The sequence below is a fragment of the Kribbella sp. NPDC004536 genome, assembly GCF_042873835.1.
In the GTDB taxonomy this organism is placed as follows: Bacteria; Actinomycetota; Actinomycetes; order Propionibacteriales; family Kribbellaceae; genus Kribbella.
Window position 1 is genome coordinate 362,145 of record NZ_JBIALY010000004.1, and the last position, 19,712, is coordinate 381,856.

At 68.8% G+C, this 19,712-nt stretch carries 22 protein-coding genes; 7 read left to right on the top strand and 15 right to left on the bottom strand.

Annotation, left to right across the window (positions count from 1 at the left end):
* The 6 genes from ACFYRU_RS34940 to ACFYRU_RS34965 all read right to left on the bottom strand — a co-directional run bounded on the left by ACFYRU_RS34940 (position 1) and on the right by ACFYRU_RS34965 (position 5,863).
* The gene (locus ACFYRU_RS34940) at positions 1-1,071 is read right to left on the bottom strand and encodes a GNAT family N-acetyltransferase (RefSeq protein ID WP_387666931.1); all 1,071 of its coding nucleotides are present in this window, start codon (positions 1,069-1,071) and stop codon (positions 1-3) included.
* Positions 1,068-2,171, bottom strand: a complete 1,104-nt coding sequence (locus tag ACFYRU_RS34945; protein WP_387666934.1) for an exo-beta-N-acetylmuramidase NamZ domain-containing protein — start codon at positions 2,169-2,171, stop codon at positions 1,068-1,070. Before ACFYRU_RS34945 ends, ACFYRU_RS34940 begins: the two co-directional genes overlap by 4 nt.
* A 103-nt stretch (positions 2,172-2,274) precedes the next feature.
* Positions 2,275-3,042 carry an alpha/beta fold hydrolase gene (locus ACFYRU_RS34950; protein ID WP_387666937.1) on the bottom strand — a complete coding sequence of 256 codons (768 nt, stop codon included), beginning with the start codon at positions 3,040-3,042 and terminating at the stop codon, positions 2,275-2,277.
* An 11-nt stretch (positions 3,043-3,053) separates the two neighbouring features.
* Positions 3,054-3,347 carry a hypothetical protein gene (locus tag ACFYRU_RS34955; protein WP_387666940.1) on the bottom strand — a complete coding sequence of 98 codons (294 nt, stop codon included), beginning with the start codon at positions 3,345-3,347 and terminating at the stop codon, positions 3,054-3,056.
* A gap of 30 nt (positions 3,348-3,377) precedes the next feature.
* On the bottom strand, positions 3,378-4,760 hold the full coding sequence (locus ACFYRU_RS34960) for a M28 family peptidase (RefSeq protein WP_387666943.1): 1,383 nt from the start codon (positions 4,758-4,760) through the stop codon (positions 3,378-3,380).
* Between the two features lie 74 nt (positions 4,761-4,834).
* A complete protein-coding gene (locus ACFYRU_RS34965; RefSeq protein WP_387666946.1) occupies positions 4,835-5,863 on the bottom strand; it encodes a fatty acid desaturase family protein in 1,029 nt (342 codons plus the stop codon).
* Positions 5,864-6,053: 190 nt separating this feature from the next.
* On the opposite strand from ACFYRU_RS34965, the gene ACFYRU_RS34970 reads away from it, so the two are divergent.
* The gene (locus ACFYRU_RS34970) at positions 6,054-7,352 is read left to right on the top strand and encodes a sensor histidine kinase (protein ID WP_387666949.1); all 1,299 of its coding nucleotides are present in this window, start codon (positions 6,054-6,056) and stop codon (positions 7,350-7,352) included.
* Positions 7,304-7,951, top strand: coding sequence for a response regulator (locus ACFYRU_RS34975; protein WP_387666952.1), 648 nt, complete (start codon positions 7,304-7,306; stop codon positions 7,949-7,951). Before ACFYRU_RS34970 ends, ACFYRU_RS34975 begins: the two co-directional genes overlap by 49 nt.
* Before the next feature lie 3 nt (positions 7,952-7,954).
* On the opposite strand, the gene ACFYRU_RS34980 is transcribed toward ACFYRU_RS34975, so the two are convergent.
* The gene (locus ACFYRU_RS34980) at positions 7,955-8,356 is read right to left on the bottom strand and encodes a nuclear transport factor 2 family protein (protein WP_387666955.1); all 402 of its coding nucleotides are present in this window, start codon (positions 8,354-8,356) and stop codon (positions 7,955-7,957) included.
* A 69-nt stretch (positions 8,357-8,425) separates the two neighbouring features.
* Here ACFYRU_RS34980 and ACFYRU_RS34985 point away from each other — a divergent pair, with 69 nt between their 5' ends.
* A complete protein-coding gene (locus tag ACFYRU_RS34985; RefSeq protein WP_387666958.1) occupies positions 8,426-9,130 on the top strand; it encodes a TetR/AcrR family transcriptional regulator in 705 nt (234 codons plus the stop codon).
* 70 nt (positions 9,131-9,200) lie between these two features.
* Here ACFYRU_RS34985 and ACFYRU_RS34990 read toward each other — a convergent pair whose 3' ends face one another.
* The 4 genes from ACFYRU_RS34990 to ACFYRU_RS35005 are packed head-to-tail and all read right to left on the bottom strand — an operon-like array spanning position 9,201 to position 12,445.
* Positions 9,201-9,932, bottom strand: a complete 732-nt coding sequence (locus ACFYRU_RS34990) for an amino acid ABC transporter ATP-binding protein (RefSeq protein ID WP_387666961.1) — start codon at positions 9,930-9,932, stop codon at positions 9,201-9,203.
* Entirely contained in the window at positions 9,929-10,780 is an 852-nt protein-coding gene (locus ACFYRU_RS34995; protein ID WP_387666964.1) for an amino acid ABC transporter permease, read from the bottom strand. Before ACFYRU_RS34995 ends, ACFYRU_RS34990 begins: the two co-directional genes overlap by 4 nt.
* Positions 10,777-11,637, bottom strand: coding sequence for an ABC transporter substrate-binding protein (locus ACFYRU_RS35000; RefSeq protein ID WP_387666967.1), 861 nt, complete (start codon positions 11,635-11,637; stop codon positions 10,777-10,779). The genes ACFYRU_RS34995 and ACFYRU_RS35000 overlap by 4 nt, the downstream gene beginning before the upstream one ends.
* Before the next feature lie 10 nt (positions 11,638-11,647).
* Positions 11,648-12,445 (bottom strand): helix-turn-helix domain-containing protein, encoded by a 798-nt coding sequence (locus tag ACFYRU_RS35005; RefSeq protein ID WP_387666969.1) that lies wholly within the window; start codon positions 12,443-12,445, stop codon positions 11,648-11,650.
* 50 nt (positions 12,446-12,495) lie between these two features.
* Here ACFYRU_RS35005 and ACFYRU_RS35010 point away from each other — a divergent pair, with 50 nt between their 5' ends.
* A complete protein-coding gene (locus ACFYRU_RS35010; protein ID WP_387666971.1) occupies positions 12,496-13,278 on the top strand; it encodes a phytanoyl-CoA dioxygenase family protein in 783 nt (260 codons plus the stop codon).
* Here the strand turns inward: ACFYRU_RS35010 and ACFYRU_RS35015 are convergent.
* From ACFYRU_RS35015 to ACFYRU_RS35030, 4 genes are all read right to left on the bottom strand, one after another.
* Positions 13,275-15,056 carry a 3-hydroxyacyl-CoA dehydrogenase family protein gene (locus tag ACFYRU_RS35015; protein ID WP_387666974.1) on the bottom strand — a complete coding sequence of 594 codons (1,782 nt, stop codon included), beginning with the start codon at positions 15,054-15,056 and terminating at the stop codon, positions 13,275-13,277. The two genes, ACFYRU_RS35010 and ACFYRU_RS35015, sit on opposite strands and share 4 nt — an antisense overlap.
* A 64-nt stretch (positions 15,057-15,120) precedes the next feature.
* Positions 15,121-15,558: an NUDIX domain-containing protein gene (locus tag ACFYRU_RS35020; RefSeq protein WP_387666976.1), complete on the bottom strand. Its 438-nt coding sequence runs from the start codon at positions 15,556-15,558 to the stop codon at positions 15,121-15,123.
* Positions 15,555-16,436 (bottom strand): class I SAM-dependent methyltransferase, encoded by an 882-nt coding sequence (locus tag ACFYRU_RS35025; protein ID WP_387666979.1) that lies wholly within the window; start codon positions 16,434-16,436, stop codon positions 15,555-15,557. Before ACFYRU_RS35025 ends, ACFYRU_RS35020 begins: the two co-directional genes overlap by 4 nt.
* Positions 16,433-16,756: a hypothetical protein gene (locus tag ACFYRU_RS35030; protein WP_387666982.1), complete on the bottom strand. Its 324-nt coding sequence runs from the start codon at positions 16,754-16,756 to the stop codon at positions 16,433-16,435. Before ACFYRU_RS35030 ends, ACFYRU_RS35025 begins: the two co-directional genes overlap by 4 nt.
* Positions 16,757-16,805: 49 nt before the next feature.
* Here ACFYRU_RS35030 and nucS point away from each other — a divergent pair, with 49 nt between their 5' ends.
* The 3 genes from nucS (at position 16,806) to glmS (ending at position 19,683) form a co-directional block, all read left to right on the top strand.
* Positions 16,806-17,465, top strand: a complete 660-nt coding sequence (gene nucS, locus ACFYRU_RS35035) for an endonuclease NucS (RefSeq protein WP_387666985.1) — start codon at positions 16,806-16,808, stop codon at positions 17,463-17,465.
* Positions 17,466-17,546: 81 nt separating this feature from the next.
* Entirely contained in the window at positions 17,547-17,828 is a 282-nt protein-coding gene (locus ACFYRU_RS35040; protein ID WP_131292007.1) for a hypothetical protein, read from the top strand.
* A 34-nt stretch (positions 17,829-17,862) separates the two neighbouring features.
* A complete protein-coding gene (gene glmS, locus ACFYRU_RS35045; protein ID WP_387666988.1) occupies positions 17,863-19,683 on the top strand; it encodes a glutamine--fructose-6-phosphate transaminase (isomerizing) in 1,821 nt (606 codons plus the stop codon).
* Positions 19,684-19,712 lie beyond the last annotated feature (29 nt).

The window sequence follows — 19,712 nt, forward strand, 5'->3', positions numbered from 1 at the left end:
TCATTCCTTCTCGCCGGCCGGGTGCAACGGCGCCCGGAGGATGGTGAACGTGCGGGTGATCTCGAACCCGGTCTTCAGGTACAGCTGTCCCGCGGCGGACTTCTCCCCGGTCCACAGGAACCAGGCACTGTGGGCGCCGGCGGCAACCATCCGCTCCAGCGTCAGGTGCAGCAGCACCTTCCCGAGCCCGGTACCGCGGGACGCCGGCAGTACGCCGAACGGCCCGAAGCGGTCGATCACGCCTTCATAGGTCCCATGCATCGCCCAGCCGAGGATCGCCCCACCGGGTTGTGCTCGATTTTCTTGGCGCGCCACCACGATCCTGTCGAGTGGCAGACCGGATAGGACGCCCTCGCGGATCGCGCGCGCCCAGTCCGGGTTGAACTCCGCGCCGGCGATCGCGATCAACGCGGTCAGCTCGTCGCCGGAAGGTGCACCAAAGCTGTAGCCCTCGGCCGTCAGCGCGTCGATCCGCTTGCGGACCTCGTCCGGTACGGCGTACCCGACCAGACTGCGGTCCATCGCGACGGCGTCGTACCCGCGCTCGAACCCGATCGACGTGAGCAGTCGCGCCGCCGCCGGATAGCGGGCCGCGTCCAGGCCGGGGAGGAAGTAGTTCGGGGTGTACGAGGAGAAGAAGACCTCGGTCCGCCCGTGCGACCGCAGCCAATCGGTTGCCGCGGTCAACAACGCACGGCCGAGACCTCGCCCGCGGTGGTCGGGATGGACGAAGAAGAACGGGATCCAGCCGGACGCCGGTTCGAGGTCACCTGGGTTGCCAGGGTCGGCCGCGATCAGCCGGCGGACGGCGTACGCGGCGCCGACGATCTGATCATTGATCACGGCTACCTGGAGACCGGCCGCGTCGAAGTTGCGATCGAGCAGGAACAGGTCACGGAACCGCTGGTAGGAGATCGGATCGGCGGGTGCGGCGGCCGTCCAGACGGCGGCGAGTTCGGCGCCGTCACCGACCTCGAACGTCCGAATCGTCACGCCTGCGCCTCCGGCGCGACTCGCCGCCCGCGGCTCCTCGGAGCCGCTCGTCGTGGGCGGGACTTCGGCGGGGGTCATCGTGGGGTCCCTTCGTAGAGCAGTGCGTCCGGGCGGGCCCAGCCGGCGGGTGTGGTTGCCGGGGGCAAGAGGTCGACCGGGTCGTCGCCGGCTTCAAGCGTCTTGCGCAGCGAGTCCGAGCCCCACAGGCGGTCGAGCGACGGCAGCATCGCGAAGTCGTCCGGGTACAGCTCCCGCAGTACCCGCAGCATCTCCAGCGCGGTCCGTACCGGCTCGAACGCGTCCCGATCGGTCAGATGCAGTTGTACGCCGGACACCGCAACGCCCGCGTGCTTGCTGAACACCGGCTCGAACCACGTCCGCCGGAAGATCACTCCAGGCAGTCCGAGCGCGCGCAGCGCCGGCACGAAGCGGTCGTCGACATACGGCGCACCGATCGTCTCGAACGGTCGCGTCGTACCACGGCCCTCGCTGAGGTTCGTACCTTCGAAGAGGCCGGTGCCGGGATAGACGAGCGCCGTGTCCAAGGTCGGCATGTTCGGCGACGGCGGTACCCAGGGCTCGACGCCGCGGGTCCCGCGGGTCCAGCCCTCGAGCTCGACGACGGTCGCCGGACCCAGCTGGCGCGCCAGTTCGCCGACCGTCAGCCCGTGCCGGAGCGGGATCGGTGCGCGCCCGACGAAGCTCTCGAAGCCGGGCTGCAGCAGCGGTCCCTCGACCCGGACACCACCGAGCGGGTTGGGGCGGTCGAGGACGACGAACGGCTTGCCGAGCCGCGCGGTCGCCTGCTGGCAGTCGTACATCGTCCAGACGTAGGTGTAGAACCGCGTCCCGATGTCCTGGATGTCGAACAGCAGTACGTCGACGTCGGCGAACAACTCGTCGAGCGCTTCGCCCTGGCGCTCGTACGTGTCGAACACCGGCAGCCCGGTGTCCGGGTCGACGCCCGCGCCTTCACTCGCGCCCGCTTGGGCCGTACCGCGTAGACCGTGCTCGGGACCGAACAACGCCGTCAACGGCAACCCGGCCGCACGCAACGCGACCGAGGTCGGCGTGAGGTCCGGCAGCACGCCGGTGAAGTTCGTGATCAGCCCCAGGCGCCCGTCCGGCACCAACCCCGGGTCCTCGGCCAGACGCTGCGCGCCGGTCCGGACCACCATCGCTACCACCAACCCAGATCGTGGATCCTGCAGGAACTGGGTTGAAAACTTACCGATGACCTCCGCCGAAGGTCAATGGATTACGGACAACCGTTTACCAGGGTCAATCGATGAAGGGCGTCAGGGCGGCAAGGAAGTCGTCGAGGCGTTCGGCGTGGACCCAGTGGCCTGCTTCGGGGATCTCCGTGTACTGGGCGTGGGGGAAGTACGAGGCGATGGTTGCGCGGTGGTCCTGTTGGACGTAGTCGGACTTGCCGCCGTAGATGAACAGGGTTGGGCCGTCGTACGTCAGTCCCGTCGACTCGGCCGGCCAGCCGGAGATCTCCGGGAGGGCGGCCTCGATCACCGGGAGGTTCGGGCGCCAGCGGGCGCCGTCCGCGTCGAGGATCAGGTTCTGCAGGAGGAACGCCCGCGTTCCGGGCGTCGGTACGGCGTCGGCGAGTTGGGCGTCGACCTCAGCGCGCCGGGTGACGGATGCCAGCGAGGCGTTCCGCATCGCGCGGGCGTACTCGACGAAGGCCGGCGGGTACGCGACCGGCGCCGCGTCCACGACCACGAGCCGCTCCACCACGGACGGGTGCTGCAGCGCTGTCAGCATCGCGGTCTTGCCGCCCATCGAGTGCCCGGCCAGCGCGACCGGCCCGACGCCGAGCGACTCGATCGTCTCGCGGACGTCGTCGGCCATCTCCGGGTAGCTCATCGTGTCCACGTGCGGCGAGCTGCCGTGGTTGCGCAGGTCGAACGCGAACACCCGGTGCCGGCCGGCGAGCCGCCGGGCCGCGGTCATCCAGTTCCGCCCCGAGCCGAACAGACCGTGCATCACTACGACCGGCGTACCCGACTCGCCGTACGACGTGACCGGAAGCTTCATGCACGCACCTTTCAACGGCTCCGCTGCCAGCAGGCCGTGTGCCAATGACGCCGCTCGTCGAGAGATTGCGCACCGCCCAGCGCGCCGAGCAGGCTCGGGTTGTCCGGCCACACGACCACGTGCGGCGTGGCCGGCGGGATCAACTGGTCGCACCCCGGGCAGCGGTACGACTTCGCCGACGCGGACCCGGACACCCGCCGCACGTTCCACTCGCCGCCCGCCTTCACCTCACGGGACTGGGTACCACCGAGCAGCGGCCGGTCGCTGACCGGCCGCTGCCACTTGGAAGGCTTTCTGCGCGACATAGCCATACCAGGCTAGTCGTATGACCTAGCTCACCTGGCCACCGCGTACGCCGCGCAGCCGATCAGTTCCATCGACACCTGGAGGCGCTCGAGGCTGACGTTCTTCGCGATCGTGTCCTCGGGCGAGTGGTACGGCGGTTCGAGGAACGACGGCGCCAGCTCACCGCGCCAGGAGAAGTTCGCCGACGCGATGCCGACCTCCTGGAACGACTGGTGGTCGGAGGCACCTCGTTGTACTGGTCCGACCAGTTGCGCGTCGTACCCGAGCCGCTGGCCGGCCGCGCGGACCGCGTCCGTCGCGGTGTTCGCGAGGCCGGTGAACGAGAGCAGCCAGTACGTGACGGCCGGGTCCCAGCTGGTCGCGACCATGTCGTTCTGGAACACCGCGCGGTACCGGTCGCGCTGGTCCTGGGCGAGCTGCGCGACGTGGTACCGCGAGCCGATCAGCCCCTGTTCCTCCGATCCCCAGAGCGCGAACCGCAGCGTCGCGTCGGTCGGGATCCGGCTGAACACCCGCGCGAGCTCCATCGTCAACACGGTTCCGGAACCGTCGTCGTTCGCTCCTGGAGCACCCGGGACGGTGTCGTAGTGGCCGCTCACCATCACGATCGGACCGTCGGCCTTGCCGCGGCGCTCGCCGATCACGTTGTTGGAGATGAGGCCCCGATGTGCCGTCGTACTGATCTTCAACGGCAACGAGGTGACGACCGCGAGCGCCTCGCGGATCAGGCGCTTCTGCACCTGGGCGACCCCGATCACCGGGATCGGTGCACTGGTCAGACCAGTCGGCGAGAACGCCGACGCCCGCCGCGGGTACACCTGGTCGGCCGGCAGCAGGATCACGCCGACCGCACCCCGCGCCGCGGCCTCCGCCACCAAGGCGGGACGCGCGGCCGCGGTGTCGTCCGCGATCACGATCGAACCGGCCACCTCAGCAGGCCAGACCGGCGCAGTCGCCGGACCGACGTCGCGGACCGGCCCTTCGACCGTGACGTCGAGCTTGCCGCCCGGTGCGGCCCCGGCCTGCCAGCACAGGTCGTCCGGCAGCATCCCCCGTACGTCGGTGATCTGGGCGAGGAACTTGTCCGCGACCGGGAACGGCTCGAGCCGGGTCCGGTACCCGAACCTGTCGAGCTGTCCGGCGATGTAGTCGGCGGCGCGTTTCTCGCTCTGCGTACCGCCGATGCGTGGACCGATCCGCTCGGACAGCACCTGGAGATGCTGCAGCGCGCGCTCGGACGACAGGCCGGACACGATCTGCCGGTCGTACCTGTCCAGCTTCGGCCGGTTCACAGCTCCCGGCCGAAGGTCGTCGGCGCCCCACGCGGGCGCAGCGGTCAAAGCAGAGGCGGCGGTGACGCCGGCGACACCGGCGAGCAGGCCTCGGCGACTCAGACCGGATCTGTCGGTCATGAAGGTCTCCCTCAGAAGGTGGGCGGCCCCGAGAGCCCAGACCGTAACTGAGACCCAGCTGAGAAACCTAGGGGTTACAGCGGATTGCTCCGAAGTTCTTCGCCGACCGCGTGCATATGGCGCAACCCCATTCGGTACGAATCGATCAAACCTGTTGAAACGTAGGGCATTCCGATGCCTTCGCAGTACTGCCGGACGATCGGCTGGGCGAACCGGAGGTTGGCCCGCGGCATGCTCGGGAACAGGTGGTGCTCGATCTGGTAGTTGAGGCCGCCCATCAGCCAGTCGGTGACCAGGCCGCCGTTCACGTTCCGCGAGGTGAGCACCTGCTTCTCCAGGTGACCCCAGTTGCTGTCGGCATCGGGCATCTCCATGCCCTTGTGGTTCGGGGCGAACACGCTGCCGAGGTGCAGCCCGAAGACCATGTGGTGCACCAGCGCGAACACCAGCGCCTGCGCCGGCGACAGGATCAGGAACAGCGCGCTGAAGTACAGCACCAGATGCGCGGCCATCAGGCCGATCTCGAGCTTCTCGGTCCGGCGGCGCGCGAGCAGGAAGCGGATACTCGACACCTTCAGGTTGAAGCCCTCGAGCGTGAGCAGCGGGAAGAAGATCCGCGCCTGGTTGCGCGTGAGCCAACCCTCGAGACCCTTGCGGCCCTCGGCCTGCTGCAGCGTCCAGACGAAGACGCCCTCGCCGACGTCCGGGTCTTTGTCGGTGTGGTTCGGGTTCGCGTGGTGACGGTTGTGCTTGTCGACCCACCAGGCGTAGCTCATACCGAGCACCAGGTTGCCGTGCAGCATCCCGATCCAGTCGTGCAGCTTGCGCGAGCCGGCGATCTGCTGATGCCCGGCGTCGTGCCCGAAGAACGCGGCCCGGGTGGTCAGGATCCCGAGCGGAAGTGCGAGCAGGATCACCCACCAGGACGCCCCGATCGCCGCGATCCCGGCCCAGGTCAGCGCCATCAGCGCGACGTTGATACCGATCGCCATCGCGTACGCCGCGGTCCGGCGTTCCAGGAGTCCGGCTGCCTTGATCTCCCGCAGCAGTGGGGAGAAATCGGAACGGCGGGTAGCAACAGGTGACACGACAGGCTGAGCCATCAGGTCCTCGTCTCGAGAGCGGTGGGAGGCCTAGGCGTACAGCCGCGGCCAGCGTACGGCATCAACCCTCTGCGCCCTAACCGCTGAAAACATGAGAGCTACTACCCAAATACCGAGGGGTGACAGCCCTCCGGCGGGAGTGGAGTTAACCCCACCGCCCCTGAGCACACGCTGAGTCATGATGGAGGACATGAGCACTGTCGCCACCACCGAAGCACCGCCGATGCGGTACCCGAAGGTCGCCCAGCCGTGGATCGCGCTGTTCCTGGCGATCCTGGCCGAGCTGGGGATCGCGCTGTTCGTGCTCAGCGTGGTGTCCGTGCCGCTGATCACGGTCTGGGTCGGCATCCCGCTGCTGCTCGTGGTCGTACCGACCGCGCGCTGGTTCGCGAACTGCCACCGCACGATCATGGCCGGCTTCCTCGGCGAGCGGATCCCGCGGCCGTACAAGCAACCGCCGCTGCCCGGCATGCTGATGCGGCTGCGGACGATCCTCACCGACGCGCAGACCTGGCGGGACGTCGCGTGGCTGCTGGTGAACGCGGTCGTCGGCTTCACGCTCTGCCTGCTGAGCGCCGTACTGTTCCTGGCCGGGCTGTTCTACCTCGTCTACCCGCTGCTCGTCGGCGTCACGCCGGAGGGTGTCTTCACCGAGCCGTTCGGCGGGCTGTTCCATGTGAACTTCTGGACCAGCTTCCTGGTGATGCCGGTCGCGCTGATCGCGTTCGTGATCTGGAACGCGGCCGGCGAACGACTGCTGAAGGCGAACGCGTTCCTGGCCCGCTCGCTGCTCGGCCCGACCGAGAGCGCGAAGCTGGCGATGCGGGTCCGTGAACTGTCCGAGTCCCGGGCCGAGACCGTCGACACCCAGGCGGCCGAGCTGCGCCGGATCGAGCGCGACCTGCACGACGGCGCCCAGGCCCGGCTGGCCGCGCTCAGCATGAACCTCGGCATGGCCGAGGAGATGGTCGCCCGCGACCCGGCCCAGGCCGCCGCGCTGCTGACCGAGGCCAGACTGTCCGCGAGTACGGCACTGTCCGAGCTGCGCGACCTGGTCCGCGGCATCCACCCGCCGGTGCTCGCCGACCGTGGCCTCGAGGGTGCGGTCAAGGCGCTCGCGCTGACCTGCCCGTTCAAGGTCGACGTCACCTTCGACGTCCCCGGCCGGCCGGCCGCGCCGGTCGAGTCCGCGGCCTACTTCGCGGTCGCCGAATGCCTCGCGAACGCGGTCAAGTACTCGGCCGCCACGAACGCCTGGATCCAGATCACCCACGAGGACGAGAAACTGCACATGATCGTCGGCGACGACGGCGTGGGAGGCGCCGAGGTCAAGCCCGGCGGCGGTCTGTACGGTATCGAGCGGCGGCTGGCCGCCTTCGACGGTACGTTGACCGTGGTGAGCCCGAGCGCCGGGCCGACCACCGTGATCATGGAGCTGCCTTGCGAGTCCTCATCGCTGAAGACCACGCCCTCCTCCGGGACGGCCTGATCCGCCTGCTGGAGGCGCACGACTTCGAGGTCGTGGAAGCGGTCGACAACGGACCCCGGCTGGTGCCCGCACTCGTCGAGCACCGGCCGGACGTCGCGGTCGTCGACGTCCGGCTGCCACCGACGTTCACCGACGAGGGCCTGAAGGCCGCGATCGAGGCCCGTACCCAGGTTCCCGGCCTGCCGATCCTGGTGCTCTCGCAGTACGTCGAACAGCTCTACGCCCGCGAGCTGCTCACCGGCGGCGGAGGCGGTGTCGGGTACCTGCTCAAGGACCGGGTGTCGAACGTCGCCGAGTTCCTGGACGCGGTCCGCCGGGTCGCGGGCGGCGGTACGGCAATGGACCCGGACGTGATCGGTCAGCTGCTGGCCCGCAACACCAAGGACTCCCCCGTCAGCCGGCTCACGCCGCGCGAGTCCGAGGTGCTGGGGCTGATGGCCGAAGGCCGGTCGAACGCCGCCATCGCCGGCGCGCTGTTCGTCACCGAGAAGGCGGTCAGCAAGCACACGAACAACATCTTCGCGAAACTCGACCTGCCGCCGTCGGAGGACGACAACCGCCGGGTGATGGCGGTGCTCACCTACCTGTCGGCGCGCTGAGGTTCAGGCCACCTGGGCCATGATCGCGGCGGTGTCGAGCCAGACGTTCTCCCGGCTCATCAGCCCGTCGCGGAACTCGCAGACGTGCAGGATCCGGTACTGCACGACCTTGCCGCGCGCCTGCGGGCCGAAGTCGTCGTTCACGATCCGCTGGGTCGCGAGCACCTCGTCGACCACGAAGCCGTCGCCGTGGTAGCGGCGTACGGGTTCGTACTTCTCCTCGTCGGCCTGTGCGAAGAGCATCTTGTACCGCTCGGCGATCGCCTCGCGGCCGACCAGCACGCCCATCCCCACCACGTCGTGCTCGGCGTCCTCGGTCAGGGTGCCGAGCAGGGTGTCCAGGTCGTGCGCCACCTCGGCGGTGAAGTGGCGGTCCAGAACCGCGTCCATCTCATCCGGTGTCATCTTGTCCCCCTTCGTAAGATACTTCTATCGTTATGAGAAAATCTTCTCACGTCAAGTAGGATCTTCGGCATGACTGGTCGGGAACGGCAGAAGCAGCGCACCCGGAGCGCGCTGGTCGAGGCGTACAACGAGCTGGTCCGGCAGGGGCACTCGCCGAACGTCGCGCAGGTCGCCGAGGCGGCGCAGGTCTCGGTCGCGACGGCGTACCGCTACTTCCCCAACCCGGAGTCGTTGCGCGCGGACGCCGCCGTCGCCGCGGCCCGTACCCAGCCGGACTTCGCTGCGTTGCTGGATGCGGCCGGCGACGATCCGGTGGTCCGGATCGAGGTGCTCGTACGAGCGATCGCCCGCTGGCAACTGAACGACGAGCCGGTGTGGAGGGGCGTACTCCGCGCCACCCTCGAACGCTGGTTCGCCCAACACGAGAGCACGACACGCACCCCCACCCCCGCCCCGGCCCGATCCACCACGACCGCCGCCTCCACCGCCGCCGCAGGCGGCGCGGAGCGCGCGGGCGGCACGGAGGGTGGGATCGACGTGGTGCCGGTTCGATCGACTGCTCGGGAGGACGTGGTCAGGCTTGCATTGCGGTCGCTCGAAGCGGAGCTCTCGCCGGCCGGATTCCGGCAGTTGGTGAACACGGTGATGCTGACGTGCGGCGTCGAGGCGCTGATCGCCACCCGCGACGCCGCCGGCCTCGACCCTCACGAGGCCGAGGAAACGATGGTCGCCGCCGCCCGCACCCTGGTCGCCGCCGCGCTCAAGCGCGGCTAGGCCCGGCTGGGAAAGAAATGGTCACCACGTGCCAGTTTGTTTCCCGACCGACCGACCAACCCGCACCAGGCTAGGTGCGGATTCGGCTGAGGAACTCGCGGGTGCGGGGTTCGCGTGGCGCGTCGATCACCTGGTGGGGTGGGCCGAGCTCGAGGGGGCGGCCTTGGTGGAGGAAGCAGACCTGGTCGGCGACCTCGCGGGCGAAGGTCATCTCGTGCGTGGAGACGAGCATCGTCATCCCCTCGGACTTCAGTTCGCGGAGCAGGTCGAGGACCTCACCGACGAGTTCGGGGTCGAGCGCGGACGTCACCTCGTCGAGCAGCATCAGCTGCGGCGAGTTGACCATCGCCCGCGCGATCGCCGCGCGCTGCTGCTGACCACCCGACAGCTCATCGGGTTTCGCCGCCGCCTTGTCCGCCAGCCCGACCCGGTCCAGCATCTGCGACGCCCGGGAACGAGCGGCCTCCCGCGGCACCCGGTGGACGCGGATCGGCGCCAGCGTGATGTTGTCCAGCACACTCAGATGCGGGAACAGGTTGTACGACTGGAACACGATCCCGATCCCGGACCGTACCTTGTCCGCGTCGACCCGCGGATCGGTGATGTCCTGGCCCGCCAGCTCGACCACGCCGTCGTCGACGGTCTCCAGCAGGTTCACGCACCGCAGCAACGTCGACTTCCCGGACCCGGACGCCCCGATCAGTACGACGCACTCGCCCGCCGCGACCTCCAGATCGAACCCGTCCAGTACGACGTTCTCGCCGTACGCCTTCCGCACTCCACGTAACGTCAGCAGGCTCATACCGGTCCGCCTCCCCCGCCGTACCAGCCCTGTCTGCGCGCGACGTAGTCGGTCAACCGCGTCAACGGGATCGTCAGCGCGACGAACAGCAGCCCGGCCACGACGTACGGCGTGAAGTTGAAGTCCTCGGCCGTCTCCAGTTGCGCGGCCCGGATCGCGTCGATGACGCCGAGGACCGCGATCAGCCCGGAGTCCTTCTGCAGGCTGACGAAGTCGTTCAGCAGCGGCGGCAGCACCCGGCGTACGGCTTGTGGAAGTACGACGAACCGCAGCGTCTGCCGGTACGTCAGCCCGAGCGAACGCGCCGCCGCCCGCTGCGACGGATGCACCGACTCGATCCCGGCGCGGAACACCTCGGCGACGTACGACGAATAGGTCAGCACCAGCGCCGCGCCGCCCCAGATCACTGCCTGATTGGGCAGCCCGCGCAACTGCAACGCCGGTACGCCGAAGCCGAGCAGGAAGATCACCAGCAGCAACGGCAGCCCGCGGAACACATCCGTGTACGCGGCCGCGAACACCCGCAGCGGGAAGAAGACCGGCCCGCGCAAGGTCCGCATGATCGCGAGCGTCATCCCGAACACGACGATCAGCACCGAGCAGACCAGCATCACCCGGACGTTCAACCAGAGGCCCTGGGCAACGACCGGCAACGCCTGCCAGCCGCGGTGGACGTCGAAGAACGTCTCCCGGACCCGCGGCCAGCCCGGCGTCGAACCGATGCCCACGACAACCAACGCGAGCAGGACCACCGAGCTGACGACGGCGATCAGGGTCGATCGCCGCGCCTGCCTGCTCCGGTACGCGATCCGCTCACGCTGTAACTCGGACGGTTGCCAATCGCTCACGAGAGTTCGGGAGCGCCCGACTCGGTCAGGTACTGCTTCTGCAGGTTCGCGAGCGTGCCGTCGGCCTTCAGCGCGTCGACGGCCTGGGTGACGCAGGCGGTCAGCTTCGAGTTCTTCTCGAGTACGTAGCCGAATTGCTCGGCCTTCCCGCCGGCCGGCAACTGCCCGACGATCTTGCCGTTGTCGAGCTGCGCGGCGGTCATGTAGAACGCGGTCGGCAGGTCCACCACGATCCCGTCGAGCTGCTTGTTCTTCAGCGCCTGCACCGCGAGATCGTTCGAGTCGAACACGGCCGGCGCGTGCTTCGGCTTCACGATGTCGCGCAGCTCGGCGTAGCTCGTCGTACCGACCTGGGCGCCGAGCTTCGCGTCCGCGAGCTCCGCGACGGACTTCGCGTTCGCGATCTTGCTGCCCGCGGTGGTGATCACGGTCTGCCGTACGTCGTAGTACCCGGAGGAGAAGTCGACGGCCTTACGGCGCTCGTCGGAGATCGACACCTGGTTGACGTCCAGGTCGAACGCCTTCGGACCGGGCGCGAACGCGGTGTTGAACTGTACGGTCTGCCACTTCACCTCGGCCTGCTCGAACCCGAGCTTCTTCGCCAGCGCGTACGTGACCGCCGACTCGTACCCCTTGCCGTTGCTCGGGTCGTTGTTGCTGAACCACGGTTCGTACGCCGGCTTGTCGGTGCCGACCGTCAACGTGCCGGCCGTCTTCACCGCCAGCTTGTCCTTGGCGCACGCATCCGCCCCCGACGGCGTCGACGTACCGGACGACTTGTTGTCCTCCGGCGCACACGCCCCCAACCCCACGACCGCCAGCACGGCCACCCCTGCCAGAACACCCCGGTTTCTCATGCGGAGAAGACTAAGACCTGCGGCGGTACTTCGTGGGGCTGGATCCGGTATGTAGGCGGAAGCGGGTGGAGAAGTAGAGCGGGTCGGCGTACCCGACCTGGGCGGCGACCGAGGCGACTGGGCGGCTGGTGAGTTCGAGCAGGCGGGCGGCGGCATCCAGGCGGCGGCGTTCGACGAACTGCTGCGGGGTGACGCCGAGCTGCTCACGGAACAGGTGCGCGAACCGGGACGTCGACAGATTCACCGCGCGGGCAAGCCGGGGGACGTCGAGGTCGGCGGTCAGGTCCTGGTCAACCAGTTCTATCGCGCGCAACAGGCGGTCGTCGATCTGGACCGCCTTCGGGTTCTGGGTGTCGCACCACAGCAGCGCGGCCTCGAGCGAGTTGGCGCTCAGTTGCTCGGCCTGCGGGAGGACGCTGTGCTGATGCCGTACGGCGTCCTTCAAGTGGTCCGCGATCCGGTGGAAGGTGGGCTCCGCGGGGTGCAACTGGACGGTGCCGGGGGCAACTTCCGGCCAGTCGAGCAACGGCAGCCAGTCGGGCTTCGGGTGCATGTGCGTGTACAGGAAGTGCCAGCGGTCACCGACCGTCGCGTAGTCGTGCTCGGTGCCTGGTCTGACCAGTGTGACGCTGCCCGGCGTCGCGGCGACCTGACCGAATCGTCCCTGTCCGTCGAGGGTCTGGACGAGCAGCCAGTCGGTCGTCCCGCGCCGCCGGTACGTCGCGTACTCAGGCCCTTCGTCGAACTCGCCGACCACCAGCCGGCGTACCGTCGGATGCGGCGACTCAGCAGGATATCGAAGGTTCACAGCTCGATAGGCTATCGCTTGAAACAGGTGGCGCACCTGATTCTGGAGCCATGACAGTCGCCGAGATCTACCAGCGGGACGGCATCGTCCAGGTCCCGCAACTGCTCGAACCCGCCGAGGTGGAGCGGATCCGCAAGGTCTACATGGAGCAGGTCGAGGCCGACCTCTCCCTCGCCCACGACGACGGAGTCCCCGACGACGACCCGCTGAAGAAGTACCCGCGGTTCGTGCACCCGCACCGGCGGACCGACACAGAGGCCGGCGCGATCGCGCTCGAGCTGATGCTGGACGACCGGATCCTCGATGTCGTCCAAGCCCTGATCGGTCCGGCGCTGGGCGCCCAGTCGATGTTCTACTTCAAGCCACCGGGCGCCCGCGGCCAAGCCTTGCACCAGGACAACACGTTCCTGCGCGCCGACCCCGAGACCTGCCTCGCGGCCTGGATCGCGATCGACGACGTCGACTCCGCGAACGGCGGCCTCCAGGTCGTCCCCGGTTCGCACCGCACCGAGTTGCTCTGCCCGGAACCGGCCGACCTGGCGGAGTCGTTCAGCAACGCACAGGTCGCCGTACCCGACGGCCTGTCCAAGGTCCAGACCAAGATGACCGCCGGCGACGTCCTGTTCTTCCACGGCAGCGTCGTCCACGGCTCCCGCCCGAACTCCACCCAGGACCGCTTCCGCCGCGCCCTGATCTTCCACTACATCCCCGAAGACAGCGAGGAGATCGCCGCCTTCTACAACCCCCTGATCCGCCCCGACCGCCGCGAAACAGTCCTCCCCGAAGCAATCGGCGGCGGCCCCTGCGGCGACTACGCGGAGATGGAGCCCTAGTTGCTGCTGTAGTCGCGGAAGCCGCGGCCGGTTTTGCGGCCGAGGTAGCCGGCGGTTACCAGGTGTTCCAACAAGGGGGCGGGGGCGAAGCCGGGTTCGCGGAACTCCAGGTACAGGGTGCGCTGGATGGCGAGGGAGACGTCGAGGCCGACGACGTCGAGGAGGGCGAAGGGCCCCATCGGGAGGCGGCAGCCGAGTTTCATGGCGGCGTCGATGTCGTCGACGCCGGCGTAGTGGGCCTCGAGCATCCGGACGGCGTCGTTCAGGTACGGGAACAGCAGGGCGTTGACGATGAAGCCGGCGCGGTCGCCGCAGCGGACCGGGTGCTTGCCGGCGGCAACGGCTACGGCGGCGACGGTGTCGGCGACGTCCTGCGCGGTGCTGACCGTACTGACGACCTCGACCAGCTGCATCACCGGCGCCGGGTTGAAGAAGTGCAGACCGACCACGTCGGCCGGCCGCTTGGTCGCCATCGCGAGGTCGATCACCGGCAGCGACGAGGTCGTGGTGGCCAGGATCGCGCCCGGCTTGCAGATCTCGTCGAACGTCTCGAACAGCGCCTGCTTGACGCTCAGCTCCTCGACCACGGCCTCGATGACCAGGTCGACGGTTGCGAGGTCGTCGAGCTTCGCGGTACCGGTCACCCGGCGCAACGCCGCGTCGCGCTCCTCCGACGAGAGCTTGCCGCGTTGGACGCCCTTCTCCAGCGAGCGTTCCAGCACTCCGCGGACCCGCTCGACCTTCTCGGTGCCGCGGGCCACGTACAGCACGTCGTACCCGGCCTTCGCGAGCACCTCGACGATGCCGACCGCCATCGTCCCGGAGCCGACCACGCCGACTTGCTTGACCGGGCGGACGGCGATGTCGTCACCGGCAACAGAAGGCGTGTGCTCGTCGTCGACCACGACCGGCGAGTCCGCCGACTCGTAGGTGTAGAAGCCGCGCCCGGTCTTCCGGCCGAGCAGCCCGGCGGTGACCATCTGCTTGAGGATCGGCGCCGGCGCGTGCAGCCGGTTCCGGCCCTGCTTGTACATCGTGTCGAGGATCTCGTACGCCGTGTCGAGGCCGATCAGGTCCAGCAGCGCGAGCGGCCCCATCGGGTACCCGCAGCCGAGCCGCATCGCCGCGTCGACGTCCTCGCGGGTCGCGTACCGGGACTCGACCATCGACACCGCGTGGTTCAGGTACCCGAACAGCAGCGCGTTCGCGATGAAGCCGGCCCGGTCGGCCGCGACCACCGGGACCTTGTCGAGCCGGCGGGCCAGCGCCTGCACGTCCTCGACCACGTCCGGCTCGGTGACGACGGTCTTGATCACCTCGACGAACTCCTGCACCGGCGCCGGGTTGAAGAAGTGCATGCCGACGACGCGCCGCGGCCGCTGGGTGGCGACCGAGATCTCGGTGACCGACAACGACGAGGTGTTGGTGGCGAGGATCGCGTCCTCGCGGACGATCTTGTCCAGCGTGGCGAAGATCTCGCGCTTCAGCTCGAGCCGCTCGACGACCGCCTCGATCACCAGGTCGCAGTCGGCCAGCGCCTCCATCGAGGTCGCGAACGTGACCCGGTCGAACAGCGCCTGCTGGTCCTCGACCGACAGCTTGCCGCGCTTCACGGCCCGGTCGGTGGAGTGCTGGATGTGGCCGCGGCCGCGCTCGGCCGCCTCCTCGTCCCGCTCGACGCCGACCACGGTCAACCCGTTGCGCGCGAACACCTCGGCGATGCCGGCGCCCATCGTGCCGAGACCCACCACACCCACTGTCGTCAATTCCCGAGCCATGCTCTGCACTATGCCAGTCCCGGTACTGGTCCGCCCATGAGCTGGGTCACCGGCGAGGCCAACTTCACACCGGCTCGTCGAGCACCACCGGCGTGACGGACCAGCCGTCGAGCAGCCACCACGGGTCCGGGGCTCCCTCGAGCGCGGCTGCGATCGGGCGGGGCCTCAGGTCTCGCGCGATGAGCTCCCCGAGCGGCAGCCAGACAGGACGGTAACCACCGAGCGCGAGCTCCGGCCCGTCGCCGGTACCGAACTCGCCGCCGATCACGTCCGCGGTGAAGTAGTGCTGCGTACTGTCCCCGAAGTGCACGACCGCGACCGCGTTGCGGATCTTCACCAGCAGCCCGAGCTCCTCGTGCACCTCGCGCCGGGCCGCCTCCGCGGGACTCTCGCCGTCCTCCACTTGACCACCGGGCAGTACGTGGTACGTCCGCCCGTCCCGGATCCGCTCGATCGCCGCGAGCCCGTCGTTCGTCAGCAGCACCACACCGGCCCGGATCACGACCGCGACGCCAGGATCTGGAACCAGGACCCGATCTTGGAGTCGGTCCGCGTCAACTCGTCGACGGCCCAGCCCGTGGCCGTGAGCAACTCGCGCAACGGATCCTCCTGCCAGAGCACGAAGTGTCGCGGGAGGTCGAGGTGCCGGTTCGACCACTCCTCCCCCTTGCCCTCACGGGTCGCGAAGGCGAGTACGGGCGCGCAGCGGGCCGACTTCCGCAGTACGGCGGTCAGCTCGGCGCGATCGAAGTGCAGGAACACCGCACTCGCGTACACGGCGTCGTACGGTCCGCCGTAGTCGTCGGTGATCGCGTTCAGCCGGTCGGCGGCGTACCCGTCGGCGCGCATCATGTCGACGAACGCCTGGGTCGCGTCGGTACGGCGTACCCGGTAACCGCGGCGCTCCAGCTCGAGGGCGTCCCGTCCGGTACCGCTGCCGAGCTCCAACACCTGTGCACCCGGTGCGACACGCCCGGCGAGCAGATCGATCAAGGCGTTGTTCGGATCCTTGGGGATCGTGTCGCGGAACTTGTCCGGGGCCTGTTCGTACGCGGCCAGCGTGACCTCGTTGTCGGAGGCGATCCGGATCCACCCGTCGCCGGTGTGCTCGACGACGGCGGGGAGTTTCAGGCCGAGGTCCAGCCCGAGTACGACGACGGTCTCGCCACGGTGCAGGTCCGCGATCGCCTGCAGTTCCGCGTCCGGTCGCTGGGTCAGCTCGGGTACGACGGTCAGCCGGACGCCGAGGTGCTCCGCAAGGCTCGACCCGGCCGCGGCCTCGAACGGGCCCGCGTACACCTGCGCCACCCGCTCACCGACCTCCGCGTCCTGAACATCACCAGGCAGCAGCAGGATCCGCGCAGGACACATGAGATTCATCGGGCGACGTACTCCAAGGCGTCGGCGGCGTACTCCGGCCAGACGTCGGACCGGCTGAGCGGGATCTTCACCCACTCCTTCATCGGCCTACCCATACCCGGATCGAACTGCTCCACACCCTCCAGCGCGAGCGCCTTGGCCAGCGTCTCCGGCGGCAGCTTGAACGTCATCGCGTCCCCGAACATCCCCGCGACCACCTTCTTGCCGATCTTCAGGCACGGCATCCCGAACATGCTCCCGCGCACCACCCCGGCAGCCTCCAGCCCGGCCGCCACCGCGTCGTACGCCGCAACCGCCTCGTCGCTCACCTTCGGCATCATGCTCACCACCTTCCCACCTCGGGCCCCGCGTGCACTACGGTGCTTTCTCGTGCGCTTGGTGATTGCTACGTGTTCTGTGGACTACTCGGGGCGGCTGACGGCTCATCTGCCGATGGCGCCGCGGCTGCTGATGGTGAAGGCGGACGGGTCGGTGCTGATCCACGCCGACGGCGGGTCGTACAAGCCGCTGAACTGGATGTCTCCGCCGTGCAAGCTGGTCGAGGAGGACAACGTCTGGAGCGTCACCAACAAGGCTGGTGAGGAGCTCCGGATCACGCTCGAGGAGGTGCACAGCGACACCGCGTACGAGCTCGGGCAGGACCCCGGGCTGATCAAGGACGGCGTCGAGGCGCACCTGCAGGAGCTGCTCGCCGAGCACGTGCACACCTTCGGCGACGGCTGGACGCTGGTACGGCGGGAGTACCCGACCGCGATCGGCCCGGTCGACCTGCTGCTCCGCGACGCCGACGGCAGGCACGTCGCGGTGGAGATCAAGCGCCGCGGCGAGATCGACGGCGTCGAGCAGCTCACCCGGTACGTCGAACTGCTGAACCGCGACCCGCTGCTCGCCCCGGTCCGCGGCATCTTCGCCGCCCAGCTGATCAAGCCGCAGGCCCAGTTCCTGGCCACCGACCGCGGCCTGGAGTGCCTGACCGTCGACTACGACGCCCTCCGCGGCATGGAATCCGACGTACTCCGGCTCTTCTAGATCCTGACAAAGCAGTAAATTTGCCCGATTTCGGGCAGAAGGTTTGCAGTGACCTCTGAAACACTGCATGGTGGTCGAGTGATCAGTGAGGCGGCGGCTGTGGAGCCGGTGGACGAGCTGGCCGACCAGGTCAGCCGGACGACCGGACTGTCGGCGGATGTCGCGCGGCGCGTGGTCGCCGACGTACTGGCCTACTTCACCGAGACGACCGAGGAGTACGTCCGGCGCCGGCACCGTGAGCTGCAGACCTACGGTGCCCGCAACGACGAGATCTTCGCCCGGCTCGGCACCGAGCTCCGGCACTGGCCGGTCCGCTCGCCCGAACTCTCCGCCCGGCAGCTACGACGGATCGTCTACGGCTGACCGGCACCAAACCCTTCCGAAAGGCACCCACTACATGTGCGGAATCGTCGGGTACGTCGGCACCAAGCCGGCCGCCCCCATCCTCGTGGACGGACTGGCCCGCCTGGAGTACCGCGGCTACGACTCGGCGGGCGTCGCCGTCCTCGGGTCCAGCGAACTCAAGGTGCACAAGGACGCCGGCCGGGTCCGTGAACTGGAGGCGTCGCTGCCCAAGCGGTTCGGCGGCAAGCTCGGCATCGGCCACACCCGGTGGGCCACCCACGGCGGCCCGAGCAAGGACAACGCGCACCCGCACGCCAGCGGCAACGAGCGGATCGCGGTCGTGCACAACGGCATCTTCGACAACGCCGCGGCGATCCGCGCCCAGCTCGAGGACGCCGGCGTCAAGCTGCGCTCGGAGACCGACACCGAGGTGCTCGCGCACCTGATCGAGCAGGCCGACGGCGGCACCCTCGAGGAGAAGGTGATGGCCGCGCTGCGCCGGATCGAGGGCACGTACGGCATCGCGGTGATCGACCTGGACTTCCCGGACCGGATCGTGGTCGCCCGCAACGGCAGCCCGCTGATCCTCGGCATCGGCGACGGCGAGATGCACATCGCCTCCGACGCGGCCGCGCTGATCCGCTACACCCGCCAGGTCGTGTATTTGGACGACGGCGAGCTGGCCACCGTCCGCGCCGACGGGTACCGCACGTTCACCCAGGACGCCTCGCCGACCACGAAGACCGAGAAGACGGTCGAGTGGGAGGCCGAGGAGTTCGAACGCGGGCTGCACGAGCACTTCATGATGAAGGAGATCCACGAGCAGCCGGACGCGGTCGGCCGGGTGATCCGGGGCCGGCTGGACGAGCGCTTCCACACCGTGCACCTCGGCGGCCTGAACATGGACGCCCGCGAGGCGCGGGAGATCAAGCGGGTCAAGATCCTCGGCTGCGGTTCGGCGTACTACGCCGGCCAGATGGGCGCGCAGTTCATCGAGGAGGTCGCGCGGATCCCCGCCGACGCGGAGCCGGCCTCGGAGTTCCGGTACCGCAACCCGGTGGTCGAGCGGGACACGCTGTACGTCGCGGTGTCGCAGTCGGGCGAGACGCTCGACACGCTCGTCGCCGTCCAGGAGCTGAAGCGCAAGGGCGGGCGCGTCATCGGTCTGGTGAACGCGGTCGGTTCGAGCATCGCCCGTGAGGTCGACGGCGGCGTGTACCTGCACGCCGGCCCGGAGGTGTCGGTCGCGTCGACCAAGGCGCTGACCAACATGGCGGTCGGGTTCGCGATGCTCGGCATCCACCTCGGCCGGATCCGGGACGTCTCTCCCGCCGACGGCCGGCGGCTGATCGAGGGCCTGAAGAAGCTGCCCGAGCACATCGCCGCGATCGTCGCGCAAGAGGAGGAGCTAGCCAAGATCGCCGGCCGGCTCGCGCAGCACGAGTCGCTGTTCTTCGTTGGTCGTACCCGCGGTTATCCGGTGGCCCGCGAGGGTGCGCAGAAGCTCAAGGAGATCTCGTACCGGCACGCCGAGGCGTACCAGACCTCGGAGCTGAAGCACGGCCCGCTCGCGCTGATCTCGCCGGACGTGCCGAGCGTCGCGATCGTCCCCGACGACGAGCTGCTCGACCGGAACATCGGTGCGCTGCACGAGATCGGCGCGCGGTCCGGCCCGCTGTACGTCGTCACGCACCCGGGCGTCGAGGTACCGGACGGAGTCGCGGCGAAGATCGTCGTACCGAAGAACGAGCCGGAGCTCGACCCGATCCTGCTCACGATCCCGCTGCAGATCATCGCGTACTACGCAGCCGTTGCCCTCGGCCACGACGTCGACAAGCCCCGTAACCTGGCCAAGTCGGTCACCGTCGAGTAGTAGCACCACGAACACAGCCCCCGTCCTTC